The organism is Mesorhizobium sp. M1004, from assembly GCF_040318795.1.
In the GTDB taxonomy this organism is placed as follows: domain Bacteria; phylum Pseudomonadota; class Alphaproteobacteria; order Rhizobiales; family Rhizobiaceae; genus Mesorhizobium.
The window spans coordinates 165820-179589 of sequence record NZ_JAMYNB010000013.1 but is presented as its reverse complement, the minus strand read 5'-3'; the positions used below and the strand labels follow the sequence as shown (position 1 = coordinate 179589).

The 13770-nt window shown below is 64.4% G+C and carries 15 protein-coding genes, 1 tRNA gene and 1 pseudogene; 10 read left to right on the top strand and 7 right to left on the bottom strand.

Features of this window, described 5'->3' with window-relative positions; translation table 11 throughout:
* Positions 1-16 precede the first annotated feature (16 nt).
* The 4 genes and pseudogenes from NKH54_RS25365 to NKH54_RS25350 form a co-directional block, all read left to right on the top strand.
* Positions 17-1018: pseudogene (locus tag NKH54_RS25365) on the top strand (cobyrinic acid a,c-diamide synthase CobB); the annotation flags it as partial.
* A complete protein-coding gene (cobS, locus tag NKH54_RS25360) occupies positions 1015-1782 on the top strand; it encodes an adenosylcobinamide-GDP ribazoletransferase (protein WP_031197669.1) in 768 nt (255 codons plus the stop codon). The pseudogene NKH54_RS25365 and the gene cobS, both read left to right, overlap by 4 nt.
* A 24-nt stretch (positions 1783-1806) precedes the next feature.
* Positions 1807-2817, top strand: a complete 1011-nt coding sequence (gene cobT / locus NKH54_RS25355; RefSeq protein ID WP_353029242.1) for a nicotinate-nucleotide--dimethylbenzimidazole phosphoribosyltransferase — start codon at positions 1807-1809, stop codon at positions 2815-2817.
* Positions 2818-3067: 250 nt separating this feature from the next.
* Positions 3068-3340: a hypothetical protein gene (locus tag NKH54_RS25350; protein WP_155923157.1), complete on the top strand. Its 273-nt coding sequence runs from the start codon at positions 3068-3070 to the stop codon at positions 3338-3340.
* A 178-nt stretch (positions 3341-3518) separates the two neighbouring features.
* Here NKH54_RS25350 and NKH54_RS25345 read toward each other — a convergent pair.
* Both NKH54_RS25345 and NKH54_RS25340 read right to left on the bottom strand, forming a co-directional pair.
* Positions 3519-3594 (bottom strand) — tRNA-Lys (locus NKH54_RS25345).
* A gap of 106 nt (positions 3595-3700) precedes the next feature.
* Entirely contained in the window at positions 3701-4609 is a 909-nt protein-coding gene (locus tag NKH54_RS25340; protein ID WP_353029240.1) for a PhzF family phenazine biosynthesis protein, read from the bottom strand.
* Between the two features lie 113 nt (positions 4610-4722).
* On the opposite strand from NKH54_RS25340, the gene NKH54_RS25335 reads away from it, so the two are divergent.
* The 4 genes from NKH54_RS25335 to NKH54_RS25320 all read left to right on the top strand — a co-directional run bounded on the left by NKH54_RS25335 (position 4723) and on the right by NKH54_RS25320 (position 8304).
* Positions 4723-6009: an efflux RND transporter periplasmic adaptor subunit gene (locus tag NKH54_RS25335; protein ID WP_023712690.1), complete on the top strand. Its 1287-nt coding sequence runs from the start codon at positions 4723-4725 to the stop codon at positions 6007-6009.
* A gap of 4 nt (positions 6010-6013) precedes the next feature.
* Positions 6014-6718, top strand: a complete 705-nt coding sequence (locus tag NKH54_RS25330; protein WP_023685174.1) for an ABC transporter ATP-binding protein — start codon at positions 6014-6016, stop codon at positions 6716-6718.
* Positions 6715-7932 (top strand): ABC transporter permease, encoded by a 1218-nt coding sequence (locus NKH54_RS25325; protein ID WP_352765615.1) that lies wholly within the window; start codon positions 6715-6717, stop codon positions 7930-7932. Before NKH54_RS25330 ends, NKH54_RS25325 begins: the two co-directional genes overlap by 4 nt.
* A 129-nt stretch (positions 7933-8061) precedes the next feature.
* Entirely contained in the window at positions 8062-8304 is a 243-nt protein-coding gene (locus NKH54_RS25320) for a hypothetical protein (protein WP_023690325.1), read from the top strand.
* Here the strand turns inward: NKH54_RS25320 and NKH54_RS25315 are convergent.
* Both NKH54_RS25315 and NKH54_RS25310 read right to left on the bottom strand, forming a co-directional pair.
* Positions 8301-9020: an NUDIX hydrolase gene (locus tag NKH54_RS25315; protein ID WP_352543145.1), complete on the bottom strand. Its 720-nt coding sequence runs from the start codon at positions 9018-9020 to the stop codon at positions 8301-8303. The genes NKH54_RS25320 and NKH54_RS25315 overlap by 4 nt on opposite strands.
* Positions 9021-9025: 5 nt before the next feature.
* Positions 9026-10138: an endonuclease/exonuclease/phosphatase family protein gene (locus tag NKH54_RS25310; RefSeq protein ID WP_023690327.1), complete on the bottom strand. Its 1113-nt coding sequence runs from the start codon at positions 10136-10138 to the stop codon at positions 9026-9028.
* Between the two features lie 157 nt (positions 10139-10295).
* Here NKH54_RS25310 and NKH54_RS25305 point away from each other — a divergent pair, with 157 nt between their 5' ends.
* The gene (locus tag NKH54_RS25305; RefSeq protein ID WP_353029239.1) at positions 10296-10889 is read left to right on the top strand and encodes a BA14K family protein; all 594 of its coding nucleotides are present in this window, start codon (positions 10296-10298) and stop codon (positions 10887-10889) included.
* A 169-nt stretch (positions 10890-11058) separates the two neighbouring features.
* A complete protein-coding gene (locus tag NKH54_RS25300) occupies positions 11059-11343 on the top strand; it encodes a PilZ domain-containing protein (protein WP_023685169.1) in 285 nt (94 codons plus the stop codon).
* A gap of 81 nt (positions 11344-11424) precedes the next feature.
* On the opposite strand, the gene ilvC is transcribed toward NKH54_RS25300, so the two are convergent.
* The 3 genes from ilvC to NKH54_RS25285 all read right to left on the bottom strand — a co-directional run bounded on the left by ilvC (position 11425) and on the right by NKH54_RS25285 (position 13734).
* Complete coding sequence (gene ilvC / locus NKH54_RS25295; RefSeq protein ID WP_353029238.1) at positions 11425-12444, bottom strand: ketol-acid reductoisomerase; 1020 nt, start codon at positions 12442-12444, stop codon at positions 11425-11427.
* A gap of 23 nt (positions 12445-12467) precedes the next feature.
* The gene (locus tag NKH54_RS25290) at positions 12468-13133 is read right to left on the bottom strand and encodes a TetR/AcrR family transcriptional regulator (protein WP_245271367.1); all 666 of its coding nucleotides are present in this window, start codon (positions 13131-13133) and stop codon (positions 12468-12470) included.
* A gap of 142 nt (positions 13134-13275) precedes the next feature.
* A complete protein-coding gene (locus tag NKH54_RS25285; protein WP_353029237.1) occupies positions 13276-13734 on the bottom strand; it encodes a MarR family winged helix-turn-helix transcriptional regulator in 459 nt (152 codons plus the stop codon).
* Positions 13735-13770: the final 36 nt, after the last annotated feature.

Here is a 13770-nt window from a genome sequence, read left to right as displayed (position 1 = left end):
ATAACCCCCCGCGGCCGCGGCCGCCTATGGGGCGCGGCTCTACCACCGCCGGGGGCTTTGGGGGCCCGCCGTCGGGGGACCGTCGACGACGGCGGCCGCCGTCGCCAAGGGTTTTGCCACCTACGACCCGGATGTGCGCATGGCCGGAATCGTGCTCAACCGTCTCGGCAGCGAGCGCCACCGCAAGCTGTGCAGCGAGGCGATCGAAACGCTCGGCCTGCCGGTCGTCGGCGCCATCCTGCGCGATCCCACGCTCAATTTGCCGGAGCGCCATCTCGGCCTCGTCCAGGCCGGCGAATATGCCGACCTGATGACGCATCTCGACCGCCTCGCCGACATGGTCGAGAAATCCCTCGACCTTGACGCCATCATGGCGCTGGCCGCGCCGTTTTCGCCGGCATCAGGCAGTTTCGAACATGCCTTGCAGCCGCCCGGCCAACGAATCGCGCTCGCCGAAGACGCCGCCTTCACCTTCCTCTATCCGCACGTCGCCGCCCACTGGCGTCAGGCCGGCGCCGAGATCGTGCCGTTCTCGCCGCTAGCCGACGAAGCACCGGTGCAGAATTGCGATGTCTGCTGGCTGCCCGGCGGCTATCCCGAGCTCCACTCCGGCAGCCTCGCGGCGGCGACCAATTTCCGAGCTGGCATGGCCAGGTTTGCCGAGACCAAGCCGATCCATGGCGAGTGCGGCGGCTTCATGGTGCTGGGCGAAGCGCTGGAGGACGCGGCCGGCGAGACGCACGCCATGCTTGGCCTGCTCGGCCATTCCACCAGCTTTGCCAAGCGCAAGATGAACCTCGGCTACCGCGAGGCACGCCTGCGCGTCGCCTGTCCGCTGGGGCCGCAAGGCGCGCTGATCCGTGGCCATGAATTCCACTATGCGCAGATGATTGCGACCGGCAATGACGAGCCGCTGGCCGACCTAGCCGATGGCCAGGGCAATCCACTCGGCGCCTCCGGCTACCGGCGCGGCCATGTCAGCGGCACCTTCTTTCATGCCATTGCGAGGAGTGCATGACCGCCGTGCCCTCGCCCCGGCAAGCGCTCGAGGACGTCGCGCTTTGCCTCGTCTTCTTCACCCGGCTGCCGCTGCCGGTCTTCGACTTTCGTGGCCGCAGCCTGGCCGATGCGATCTGGGCGGCGCCTGTCGCCGGCCTCGCCATCGCTGTGGTTGGTGCTGTCGTCTACGCAGCGGGCGTACAGCTCGGCCTTGCCCCCGGCCCGGCAGCAGCCCTTGCGCTTGCAGCAACCCTGCTCGCCACGGGCTGCCTGCATGAGGACGGGCTGTCGGATGTCGCCGACGGTTTTGGCGGCGGCAAGACGCGCGATAAAAAACTGGAGATCATGCGCGACAGCCGCATCGGCGCCTATGGCGCAGCAGCTCTTGGCCTGTCGATGCTCATCCGCTGGAGCGCGCTGTCGCAACTGGCCAATCCGACAAGCGTGCTCTTCGCGCTGATCGCCGCACACGCCGCATCGCGCGGCCTGCTCGGCGCGTTCATGCATCTGGCGCCGGCGGCGCGCAGTGACGGCCTGTCTGCCGGCGCCGGGACCGTCTCGGCCCAGACAGCTGTTCTCGGCGCCGTGCTCGGCGCCATCCCCCTTCTGACGCTGGGGCTCGGCGGCGCCTGTGCCGCACTGATCCTGCTCGCTCTCGTGTTCAGCGCCTTGCGCGCGCTCTCCCTCAACCAGATCGGCGGCCACACCGGTGACACGATCGGCGCCCTGCAGCAGCTGGGCGAGATCACTGTCCTGCTCGTCGCTTCCGTTTCCCTGTCCTGATTCTTCCCCGGAGATTCCTTCCCCATGCCATTCAAATCATTCGACGAACTGCGCGCCGCCTGTCTCGATCTGCCTGCCGGCAGCGATACCGCCGCCAACGCCGTCGCCCGCCGCCAAGACACGCTGACCAAGCCGCAAGGCAGCCTGGGCCGGCTGGAAACTCTCGCCGCCTGGCTGGCGCGCTGGCAGGGTCGCGACATGCCGAAACTCGACCGCGTCAAAGTCTTCGTGTTCGCGGGCAACCACGGTGTGACAGCGCAAGGCGTTTCAGCCTTTCCCTCGGAAGTGACCGTGCAGATGGTGGCGAATTTTGCCGGCGGCGGCGCCGCCATCAACCAGCTTGCCCGCATCGCCGGCGCGGAACTCGACGTCATCCCGCTCGATCTCGATCAGCCGACCGGCGATTTCACCGACGTGCCGGCGATGGATGAAAAGACATTTCTCGCCGCCGTCTCGGCTGGCTATGACGCGGTGACGAAAGACCTCGACCTCGTCTGTTTCGGCGAGATGGGCATCGGCAACACCACACCGGCGGCCGCCATCTCGACCGCCCTGTTCGGCGGCGGCGCTGAAAAATGGACCGGGCGCGGCACCGGCGTCGACGATGCCGGGCTGAAGCGCAAGGTCACCGCCATTGAATCCGGCCTCAAGCGCCATGCCGACGCGCTGTCCGACCCGCTGAAGATCGCCGCCGCCCTTGGCGGTCGCGAACTCGCCGCCATCTTCGGCGCCACGCTCGCCGCCCGCCGCAACAATGTGCCGGTGCTGCTCGACGGTTTCGTCTGCACGGCCGCCGCAGCACCCCTGGCGCGGCTGCACCCCAACGGCCTTGCCCACACCATCGCCGCCCATGTCTCAGCCGAATCCGGCCACCGCCGCCTGCTCGAAGCGCTCGGCCTGCCACCGCTGCTCGACCTCGGCATGCGGCTCGGCGAAGGCTCGGGCGCCTGCCTCGCCGTCAACATCGTCCGCTCGGCACTGGAATGCCATGCGAGGATGGCGAGTTTTGCCGAGGCTGGCGTGTCGGAGAAGTAGCTAGAGCGATTTGACGGGAGGGCGCCGGCCCGAACCTTCACTGACCATCGTCGGGCCGGTCACTGGCATTCCGGGCTGGTGGCTCGAACAGCACGGCCGCTGAAAGATTCCCCACCTGGGGGTTGGCCCGCTGCTTCTGTGGTAGGCTCTTTTTACTGGCACTATTCGCCGCCGTTGCCGGCAAAATGTGATTGACGTAACGGTGACCAGGCGCAATCATTACGGATTGTGCAGGGTGAGGGCGTTTTCAATGAAACTCGTTGTCTTTGGCGTAGCAATAGTATTGGCCGTTACCGGAGCAGCTGTTGCGAAAGAGAAGAAAAAGGTGGCCACCGCTCAGGCTACAACCTCGTGTTCTACAGCTCATAAGAAGGCTGGCAGCAAGCCGACCGCGAAACCGGATTGCAAATCGACAGGCACCGTGGTTGCGCGACCGTCAAATAGGGCCGAAAACTTCCTGGATCATTATAATCCGCGCTTAGGGTATGACACCAGTCCGTGGTTTCAAACTGGCTTTAATTGATGGCGGCTTCGGCTTCCGGGCCTTTCTTAATCCAGCGCGGCCTTCCCTCCTTCGCCAAATAGCGCACCCGGCTTACCGGCCGCCGAGTTTAAGGCAAACCTGCCCCATGATTGAGGCATGTCGAGGCGCGTCAACGCGTCCGGCATTCCAAGGTCTTCCACCAACTCTTCTAGAAATTTGGTGGGTGCGCACAGGATTGAACTGTGGACCCGCTGATTAAGAGTCAGCTGCTCTACCAACTGAGCTACGCACCCACTCGACCGGTAAAACCGGTGTTGGCGGGCATATAGCCGCCGATACCGGTCCTGTCCAGCCCTGCCGGAATCATTTCCCGACAAATCGCTGAACTGCCGCAGGCGGTCACACGAACAGCTTTCCTTCCGCCACCTTGATGGCATGGCCGCCAATGCGCGCCGAGGCCAGTTTTCCGCCCTCGACAGTGAGTTCGAGCCGGATACGCGATGGCCGGCCCATCTCCAGCCCCTGCTCGATCCACAGCTGCGAAATGCCGTCGGTGGGCGCATCGAAATGCATGATGGCGCCGGCAAAGGCCGCCGCCGCCGACCCGGTCGCCGGGTCTTCATAGGACGGCGTGCCCGGCACGATCATGCGGACATGGAAGGCGCTGTCATGGTTCACCGTCTGGCGGCAATAGACATACGGGCTGGCGAAGGCCCATTCGCTCTTGCGCGGCGCCAGTTCCGACCAGGCCTGGTTGTCGAGCTTGATCCGGCCGGCAGCCTCCAGATTGGCAACCGGAATGGTGACGTAAGGCACGCCTGCCGACCAGAACGACACCAGGTGATTCTCGAAGCCGATCTCGTGCGGCGCCAGCCCGAGGGCGGCGCCGATCGCCTCCGGGTCGGCATCGAGCTTCAGCGGCTCCGGCAGCTTCGCCAGGTCGAACTCGGCAAAGGTGGCGCCATCGTGCCGGCTGACGGCGCAGCGCACCGGGCCGATATTCTCCTCCAGCACGAAGATGCCGGCTTCGCCCTCGCCTGTCAGTTCGGCCAGCGCGATCGCGGCGCCAACTGTCGGATGTCCGGCGAACGGCATCTCATAGTCGGGCGTGAAAATGCGGATGCGGTTGCGATGTTTTGGATTGTCCGGCGGCAGCACGAAGACCGATTCGGACAGGTTGAACTCGCGCGCAATGGCCTGCATGGCGGCTGTATCCAGCCCTTGGCTGTCGAGCACGACAGCCAGCGGATTGCCGGCCAGCCGCTCCGTCGTAAACACATCGTAGAGCAAGTAATTGCGGGTCTGCATCTTGAAAAACCTTCCGCCTCAATCCGAACATGGCCGAAATTTAATTTGATATTCGAACCACCAAGCCTGATCTGTGCACATATAGGGACATTACGCTTTCATAGGGGTCCGGCGTGGACCAGCTTGTCAATCTGCCAAAGACGGAATCGGATTCCGCCATCGAGGCGGCGCTTGGGCTTGACCAGAGTGGTGTGCGCAAGACGCGCCGTCGTGGCTGGCTTTACGCGCTGCTGGCGCTGATCGCCGTTGCCGGCGGCCTCGCCGGCTACCAATGGTATGCCGGCTCCCCGGCCAAGATCGACTACACCACAACGCCGGCCACCATTGCCGACCTCACCGTCGCGGTATCGGCGACCGGCACGCTGCAGCCCCTCACCCAGGTCGACATTTCAAGCGAACTGTCCGGCATCATCCGCTCGGTGTCGGCCGAAGAGAACCAGCAGGTCAAGAAGGGCGATGTGCTGGCGACGCTCGACACGGTGAAACTTGAGGTCCAGATCGAACGCGCCGAAGCCTCGGCCAAGGCCGCTGCCGCCAATGTCGAGGACGCCACGGTAACCCTGAAGGAGAACGAAAGCGCCCTCACCCGCGCGGCCGAACTGACCAGGCGTGGCATGGCGACCGATCAGTCGCTCGAGGCGGCGACTGCCACGCGCGACCGCTCCAAGGCGGCGCTCGATAGTGCGCAGGCCAATCTCGCCATCGCCCAGGCCGATCTCAAGGCGCAGCAGACCGACCTTGCCAAGAGCACCATCTATGCGCCGATTGACGGCATCGTCTTGACGCGTTCCGTCGACCCCGGCCAGACGGTCGCCTCCTCGCTGCAGGCGCCGGTTCTGTTCATCATCGCCGCCGATTTGAGGAACATGGAATTGGTGGCGGCGGTCGACGAGGCCGATATCGGCGCGGTCAAACCAGGCCAGCATGCACGCTTCACCGTCGATGCATTTCCGGAGCGGCCGTTCGACGCCGAGATCCGCGACATCTCCTACGCCTCGGTCACCACCGACGGCGTCGTCACCTACAATGCACGGTTGGAAGTCGACAATAACGAGCTTTTGCTGCGGCCCGGCATGACCGCCACGGTTTCGGTCGTCACCAGGCAGGCCAAGAGCGTGCTCACCGTGCCGTCCACCGCTTTCCGCTACCGCCCGGCGCAGCAGGCCGCGCGCGCGTGGAGCCTCAGCGATCTGTTCACCGGCCGCATGGGCCGTGGCGGCAACCGCCGCCAGCCGGTGAAGGCGCCCACCGACGGCTCACGCACGCTCTATGTGCTGGAGAACGGCCGGCCGCACCCGGTCAACGTCAAGATCGGCTCCACCGACGGCGAACTGACCGAGATCACCTCCGGGCTGGATGAAGGTGCAGAGGTTATCACGACCTCGCAGCTGCGGAGCTGACGCCATGGCCGCGGGCCTCATCGGTTTCGACACGGTCTGGAAGAGCTATGGCCAGGGCGAAGCCAAGGTCCATGCGCTGGCCGGCGTCGACCTCGCCATCCAGCGTGGCGAATTCGTCGCCATCATGGGCCCGTCCGGTTCGGGCAAATCGACCGCGATGAACATCATCGGTTGCCTCGACACGCCGACGGCCGGAACCTACTCCTTCATGGGCATCGACGCCGGGCGGCTCGACCGCAACCGCCGGGCGCTTCTGCGCAATCTCTATATCGGCTTCGTCTTCCAGGGTTACAATCTGTTGCCGCGCACCACGGCGGCGGAAAATGTCGAGCTGCCGCTGATCTATCGCGGCGCGCCGGCCCGCGAGCGCCGCGATCTTGCCATGCAGGCGCTGGCGGAGGTCGGCCTGGTCGGGCGCGAACATCACACGCCGGCCGAACTCTCCGGTGGTCAGCAGCAGCGCGTGGCGATCGCGCGCGCCATCGTCACCAGGCCGACGCTGCTCGTCGCCGACGAGCCGACCGGCAACCTCGACACCGCCCGCACGCATGAGATCATGGAGCTGTTGACGCGGCTGAACCGCGAGCTCGGCCTGACCATCGCCATGGTCACCCACGAGGCCGATGTCGCCGATTATGCCGAGCGCACCATCCGCTTCCTCGACGGCCACGTCGCGTCCGACACGGCCAAGTCGGAGTTGGCGTCATGATCTGGGAAACCGTCCGCCTCTCTCTGCGCTCCATCCGCCGCAATGTGCTGCGCTCGTTCCTGACGCTGCTCGGCATCGTCATCGGTGTCGCCGCCGTCATCGCCATGCTGACCATCGGCTCCGGCACCACAGCCAAGGTCAAGTCGGACATCGCCAAGCTCGGCTCGAACCTGCTCGTCGTCCGTTCCGGCCGCCCGGCAGGCACCGGCGGACCAGGCGGGCTCGACCAGGCGGTACGGCCTCTGGCCGACAAGGATGTAGCCGCCCTCGTCGCCCATCTGACCGGCGCGCGCGCCATTGCGCCGGCGTCGCAGAAACAAGTCCGCGTCATTTTCGGCACCGAGAGCCTGACCTCGGGCGTCACCGGCACCGACAGCGCCTATCTCGACGCCCGCGACTGGAAGCTGGTGTCGGGCCGCCCGTTCTCGGATTCGGAAACACGCTCCGGCACCGGCGTCTGCCTGATCGGCGAAACGGTGCGCCAGCAATTCTTCGGCGCCGGCGAACCCGAGGGCGAGATCATCCGCGTCAACCGCACCTCGTGCAAGATCATCGGCCTGCTCGAACCCAAGGGCTATACCGGCTTCGGCCAGGACCAGGACAATGTCGTCTTGATGCCGCTTGCCGCCTATCAGCGCCGCATCGCCGGCAACCGCGACATCGACAACATCTACGTCGCCGCCGACGACCGCACCCCGACCACCGAATTGCAGCCGCGAGTCGAGGACATTTTGCGCGACACCCGCCGCAACACGCCGGACCGCGAAGACGATTTCTCGATCCGCGACATGACCCAGATCGCCGACGCCATGGCCAGCGCCACCACCACCATGACCGGCATGCTGGGCGCCGTCGCGGGCGTCAGCCTGCTGGTCGGCGGCATCGGGATCATGAACATCATGCTGGTCTCGGTCACTGAGCGCACCCGCGAGATCGGCATCAGGCTCGCCATCGGCGCGCATGAAAAGCACATCCTCATCCAGTTCCTGGTCGAGGCGACGGTGCTGTCGCTGCTCGGCGGCATTATCGGCATCCTGATCGGCCTGGCGCTGGCCGGCCTCGCCTCGGCAACGCTGGCCATACCGTTTGCGCCGAGCCCGGCGGTCATCCTGCTCGCCGTCGGTTTTTCGGCGCTGATCGGCATGGTGTTCGGCTTCTTCCCGGCGCTGCGCGGCGCCAGGCTCGACCCGATCGACGCGCTGCGCCACGAATAAGCGCCAGATCAGCTCCACCGCAACCAACCGCTATCCACAAGGATGGGTGCTTGTCGACATCGGCAATACTTGTTGTCGTCCGGTCTGCGATGCTAATTTTAGAGCAAAGCATCTGGTCAAGGAGTGGCAATGAGCAAGAAGGCGCGGCTGATTCTGACGATGGTGATCATCGAAGGCGCCCTTGCGGGACTTTGGTGGTATCTCGCCCGCTACGGCATGGCCAATCCCGATCGTGTCACCGCCGATTTTCAGGCAGTCGTCGGCCAGACGATGGGCATGGTCATGGGTGGATTGCTGGGCATCGGCGTCATCCTGTTCCTCGTCGCCGCCCGCAACGACCGCAAGGCGGCGCAGAACAATCCGCGCCGTTAGCCCCCGCCACCGCCAAAATGCCACTCGACCAGCGGCTTCATATGCGGTGCCAGCCCTTCCGGCAGGTCGGCGGCGTGGCGGATGATCACCGGCCCCTCGATCTCCGGCTCGGTCTCGGTCGCGACGAAGGCGCCGATGCGCCGCGCAATCTCGTCGGCCGGCGCATCGACGTGGTAGCGGCGGAAGAGGACCGTGCCGGTCGAAGTCGACAGCGCATGGTAGCGCCTGCCGCGCGCAGCGCCTGTCAGGTCAAGCCCGGTCTCCTCGCGCACTTCGCGGATCATGTTGAAATCGACATCGACGCGGCCATCGCGAAAATCGATCGGCTCGAAAGAGCCGGCAGCGAAGTAGACACTGCCGGCCGGGACCGTGTGCGCGCCCATGCGGATCGCCACCAGGGCGTTGTCGCCGGCGACCAGCATGGCGTGGCCATAGGCATGCTCGGCGCCCGTCCCCTGCCGGTTCTTTCGCCATAGCAGGAAGGTCGAGTACTTCACCGCGTGACAACGCCCGACGATCCGGTTGTCGCGCCAGGCGAGCGCCGAGAGCAGCACCACCGTGCCGTCGAACAACGCCGGATTGGCCGTGACCTCGCGCCGCCAGTTGTCAGTGATCGCCTGCGCGTTGTCGCGCTCGAACGGATGCGGGCCGGGGTCGAGCCGGACGTCGATTTCGTCGACGGGCAGGATGACGTTGCGCGGCAGGTCGAAGCTCACCGTGCTCAAGCCATGTCCAGGGTAATTGCGACGGGACAATGATCCGACGCCTTCGGCCGGTCCCAGCCGGCGCGCGGAAAGCGCTCCACCGCCTGTCCCGCCGGAAAGATGGTGCGCCAGGGCTGGCCGTTGCGGATGATGTCGGGAACCGCCGTCGCATTCTTCGCCGCCAGCCCTTTCGACAGCAGGATGTAGTCGAGCTGGCACAGATGCCGCTCCTTCGGCCCGCGCGTGTGGTAGAAACTCCAGCGGTCCATCTCCGGCCGGCGTTCGACGACATTTTCGCAAAAGCCGCCGGCGGTGAGCACATCGATACAGGACTGGCTCTCGTCGATCACCTGGAAGCGGTAGCCGTCGACAGCGTCGCCCTCGATCTTCACCCGCTGGCGGTAGTCGTTCATGTCGCCGCAGATCGCCCAGTTTTTGTCGGCTGCGTGCTCTTTGCCGAAGCGCTCCTCGATGATGCGGCGCACGGCTTGCGCCTCGGCGATGCGCACCGGCATCGTCGCCTCGCGTCCGTCGAGCCCGTTGCGCGGCGAGCCCATCGATTTGAAATGGACGAGATAAAGCGTCAGCGGCACGCCGCCGACCTTGATGTCGACCTCCAGGCAGTCGCGCCGGAAGATGCGTTCATTGGCCAGGTTGCCGAGCGCCTCGAGTTCAGGCGTGTGCAATCCGAACTGCTCGAAGGTGACATAGGCATGGCTCGTCATGCGCACGAACTCGATCGGCTGACCTTGCGCGGTCTCGTTGCGCATCATCAAGGCAACGTCGATGCCGCGCGAATCATTGCCGGCGGTGGTGTATTTCTGCCGGTAACCCTCGCCCACCATCTTGAAGAGATAGCCATACTCGAACGCCTTCAGCGCCTCGATGTTGTCAACCTCCTGCATGCAGATGATGTCCGCGCGGGTGGCGGCAATGGCGAGCGCCGTCAACTGGCGCGTATCGTCGGATTGCGCAATGGCGCGCGCCTGCTCCAGCATCCGGTATTCGGCTTCGCTCTGGATGTCGAAAAGCGCCAGCGTGCGGTCTTCGTTGAGCTGGTTGCGGAAGCCCGAGTAATCGAACCTGTTCATCAGGTTTTCGACATTGAAAGTGGCGAGGCGCAGCGACATGGACTGACCTTTGCCTGCAAGCGCCAATGAAAACAAGGGCTGCTCGTCATGGCTGATGGAACCTTTCCGTTCATCCTCCGTTCAGACGCCAAGGTCCATCAATAGGCCACTTCCCTGGGGTATCCGGGCGTGGGGCCTGTATCACTTGGAGAGTGCAATGAGCTCGCTCTTTTCGTCCACAGTCAAATCCGGGCTGTTAGCGCTCGGTCTTTTCTCGGGTCTCACGGCGCCATCCGCCGCGGGCCCGATCCTGCAGCCGGACTTGTCGGTACCGGCAAGCACCATAGTCCCGAAAATTACACCAGTCGGCGAATTCATGGGAGGCGGCAACAACCGTCAGGGCATGAACAACTGGCAGTGGCGCCGTGGTGAAGGCCGTCGCTTCGCCAGGTCGGGCAACTGGGATCGCGACAACTGGAGCCGGCACAACTGGAACGGCGGCGACAACTGGCGCTGGCGCCATCACCGCCACCATCGCGGCCGTGATTTTGACACCGGCGCCGCAGCAGTTCTCGGCCTCGGCCTGGGTCTCGGCCTCGGCAGCATCTACAACAACGGCTACTACAACAACGGCTATTACAATGACGGCTATTACGTGCAGCCGGCGCCCCGCCGCTATTACCGCACGCAGCGTCTGTCCAGCGCCCATGTACAGTGGTGCTACGACCGCTATCGGTCCTATCGGGCCTGGGACAACACGTTCCAGCCCTATGGTGGCCCGCGCCAGCAATGCTGGTCGCCCTACAGCTGAACTATAAACGACAATACACGACGGCGCCGCCCCATCGCGGCGCCGTTTTCATTTGGGAAAGACGGCTGGTCTCGGTCACCGCTAACCATATGTTTATCGGCTCAGCCTATCCGTGATATCGTGCCCCATCTGACGATCGCGCCGATCCGGTCGCGAAGGACGTGCCGTCATGGCCGACAACGAATTGCGAAACAAACACCGGCAGCGCGTGCTGAAAGGCGCGACGATTCTGACCGGCCTCACCAATTCCGAGGTCAAGTGCACGGTGCGCAACATGCATGCCGGCGGCGCAGAGCTGAAAGTGTCTATAGACGCGCGCGTGCCGGACGAGTTCCTGCTCTATGTGCCGGTCGACGGCATCGGCTACAAGGCCATCGTGCGCTGGCGCCGCGACGACCGCATCGGCGTCGAGTTCACCGGCACCGAGCCGAAGCCGCATTGGCACTATGGCTGAGCATCCTGATCGATAAACCGGCATGAAAGAGCCGGCGGATCGCTCCGCCGGCTCTTTGCTCCCAATCCCGACGACTGCGGGTTAGTTCTTGGCCTTGTCGACCAGCTTGTTCTTGGAAATCCAGGGCATCATGGCGCGCAGCTTGGCGCCGACTTCCTCGATCTGGTGGCTGTCATTGTTGCGGCGGATGCCCTTGAAGCGCGACATGCCGGCGCGGTATTCCTGCATCCACTCCGAGGTGAATTTTCCGGTCTGGATGTCCTTCAGCACGCGCTTCATCTCGGCCTTGGTCTCGGCGGTGATAATGCGCGGGCCAGAGACATATTCGCCCCATTCGGCCGTGTTCGAGATCGAGTAGTTCATGTTGGCGATGCCCCCTTCATAGATCAGGTCGACGATCAGCTTGACCTCGTGCAGGCACTCGAAATAGGCCATTTCGGGCGCATAGCCGGCTTCCACCAGCGTCTCAAAACCGGCGCGGATCAGTTCGACCAGGCCGCCGCAGAGCACGACCTGCTCGCCGAACAGATCGGTCTCGCATTCCTCGCGGAAATTGGTCTCGATGATGCCCGAACGGCCGCCGCCGACGCCGCAGGCGTAGGACAGAGCGAGATCGAGCGCGTTGCCGGAAGCATCCTGGTTGACGGCGACCAGGCACGGCACGCCGCCGCCCTTCTGGTATTCGCCGCGCACCGTGTGGCCGGGGCCTTTCGGCGCGATCATGACGACATCGACGGTCGACTTCGGCTCGATGAGGCCGAAATGCACGTTGAGGCCGTGCGCGAAGGCAATCGCGGCGCCGTCACGAATGTTTGGCGCAATTTCGTTTTTGTAGATGTCGGCCTGCAATTCGTCAGGCGTCGCCATCATCATCAAATCGGCCCATTTGGCAGCGTCCGCCACGCTCATCACTTTCAGCCCATCAGCCTCGACCTTCTTGGCGGTCGCCGATCCCGCCTTGAGGCCGATGGCGATTTCCTTGGCGCCGGAATCCTTGAGGTTGAGCGCGTGCGCCCGGCCCTGGCTGCCATAGCCGATAATGGCGACCCTCTTGCCCTTGATCAGATTGAGATCGGCGTCGCGATCGTAATAGACACGCATCTTTTGCTTCCTTCCCACAGAGATTAGAGGCCTTGCGGCCCGGTTTTTGCTCCATAAAGAGCGAGAAACTGCTGCGTCGCCCGGGCGGCATCGCCGCCGATCGCCGCTTCAGTCAATTCCAGCCTGTCGCCGAGCAGCAGACGGATCTGCACGTCGCGGGCGACCAGCCCGAAAAAGGTCCGGAACGCCATTTCGGCGTCCGTAAAGTCGAGCAGCCCGGCCTGCTTGCCGGCAAGCAGCACCGGCTTCAACCGTCTGGCCAGCGCGAAACGGCCATTCTCCAGCACGATCGCGCCGAGATCGTCCTTTCCGGATCCGGCATGGCCGACCGCGACGCGGTTCAGCGCGATCGAGGTATCGCTCGAAATCACCTTCAGCCAGTCCGAGGCGAAGCCTTCCAGGCTTGCCGTCAGCGAGGCAAGATCGAGCCGCTCACCGTCGACCGGCACCACGCGCACTTTCGATGCCTGCCACTGCACGGTCGCCGTCAGCAGTCCGTCGCGGTCGCCGAACCATTTGTAGAGCGTTTCCTTCGAGCAGCTGGCGCGGCGCGCCACCGCCGTCATGGTCAGATTGTCGCCCTCCTCGACCAGCAGCCGCAAAGCCGCGTCCAGGACGGCCTTTTGCCGCTCTGTCAGCACTTCGCTGGTATCGATCTCGGCCCTTGCCTGCAACAATTTCCTGCCCATTCGATGAGTTCGCCGGGTCGCCTCAAACGGCGTACCGTACGTTACGGTTCGGCATATTGCGCAATCCTATGCTCGACGCAAGGGGTCAGGTAGAAAAATCGTCGACTGAGAGCCGCCGAGCAAACCACGAGATTCTGACGGATCAATCATCGGCGGGCGGATGGCGCAGCTCTCCAAGCAGGCTCGCCAGTATCTTCAGCTCCTCCGCGGAGAGTTTTGCGCCGACCAATTCCGCAATCGACCGTCCATAGACAGCCCACATCCGCCGCCGCGTCTCACGGCCCTTGGCCGAGATGCGGATGGTCTGGCCGCGGCCGTCATCGGCAACCCTGAGCTTCTCGACCAGTCCGTCGGCCTCGAGCCGCGCCAGGAGCCGCGAGATGTTGTACTGCGCAAACAGTGTGCGCTCGGTCAGCTGGAATGGCCGCAGCCCGCCCTCACCCGCCTCGGCGAGTTCATGCAGCACGTCATACCAGTCGAGCGGCGGCAAGCCGCTGGTCTTCAAAGCCTCTTCCGCCTTTTCGATGAGCTGGCGCGAAACCCGCATCAGGCGGGCCCAGGCCTTGACGGCTTCGGGCGAAGGCGTGGTTGTTTTGGTCATGACCCATCCTAGGCGGTAGATGCAGTTGCATCAAGC

Coding starts and splice junctions, on each gene's coding strand:
- cobS (WP_031197669.1), top strand. CDS start 1,015: ATGACCGCCGTGCCCTCGCCCCGGCAAGCGCTCGAGGACGTCGCGCTT.
- cobT (WP_353029242.1), top strand. CDS start 1,807: ATGCCATTCAAATCATTCGACGAACTGCGCGCCGCCTGTCTCGATCTG.
- NKH54_RS25350 (WP_155923157.1), top strand. CDS start 3,068: ATGAAACTCGTTGTCTTTGGCGTAGCAATAGTATTGGCCGTTACCGGA.
- NKH54_RS25340 (WP_353029240.1), bottom strand. CDS start 4,609: ATGCAGACCCGCAATTACTTGCTCTACGATGTGTTTACGACGGAGCGG.
- NKH54_RS25330 (WP_023685174.1), top strand. CDS start 6,014: ATGGCCGCGGGCCTCATCGGTTTCGACACGGTCTGGAAGAGCTATGGC.
- NKH54_RS25325 (WP_352765615.1), top strand. CDS start 6,715: ATGATCTGGGAAACCGTCCGCCTCTCTCTGCGCTCCATCCGCCGCAAT.
- NKH54_RS25320 (WP_023690325.1), top strand. CDS start 8,062: ATGAGCAAGAAGGCGCGGCTGATTCTGACGATGGTGATCATCGAAGGC.
- NKH54_RS25310 (WP_023690327.1), bottom strand. CDS start 10,138: ATGTCGCTGCGCCTCGCCACTTTCAATGTCGAAAACCTGATGAACAGG.
- NKH54_RS25305 (WP_353029239.1), top strand. CDS start 10,296: ATGAGCTCGCTCTTTTCGTCCACAGTCAAATCCGGGCTGTTAGCGCTC.
- NKH54_RS25300 (WP_023685169.1), top strand. CDS start 11,059: ATGGCCGACAACGAATTGCGAAACAAACACCGGCAGCGCGTGCTGAAA.
- ilvC (WP_353029238.1), bottom strand. CDS start 12,444: ATGCGTGTCTATTACGATCGCGACGCCGATCTCAATCTGATCAAGGGC.
- NKH54_RS25290 (WP_245271367.1), bottom strand. CDS start 13,133: ATGGGCAGGAAATTGTTGCAGGCAAGGGCCGAGATCGATACCAGCGAA.
- NKH54_RS25285 (WP_353029237.1), bottom strand. CDS start 13,734: ATGACCAAAACAACCACGCCTTCGCCCGAAGCCGTCAAGGCCTGGGCC.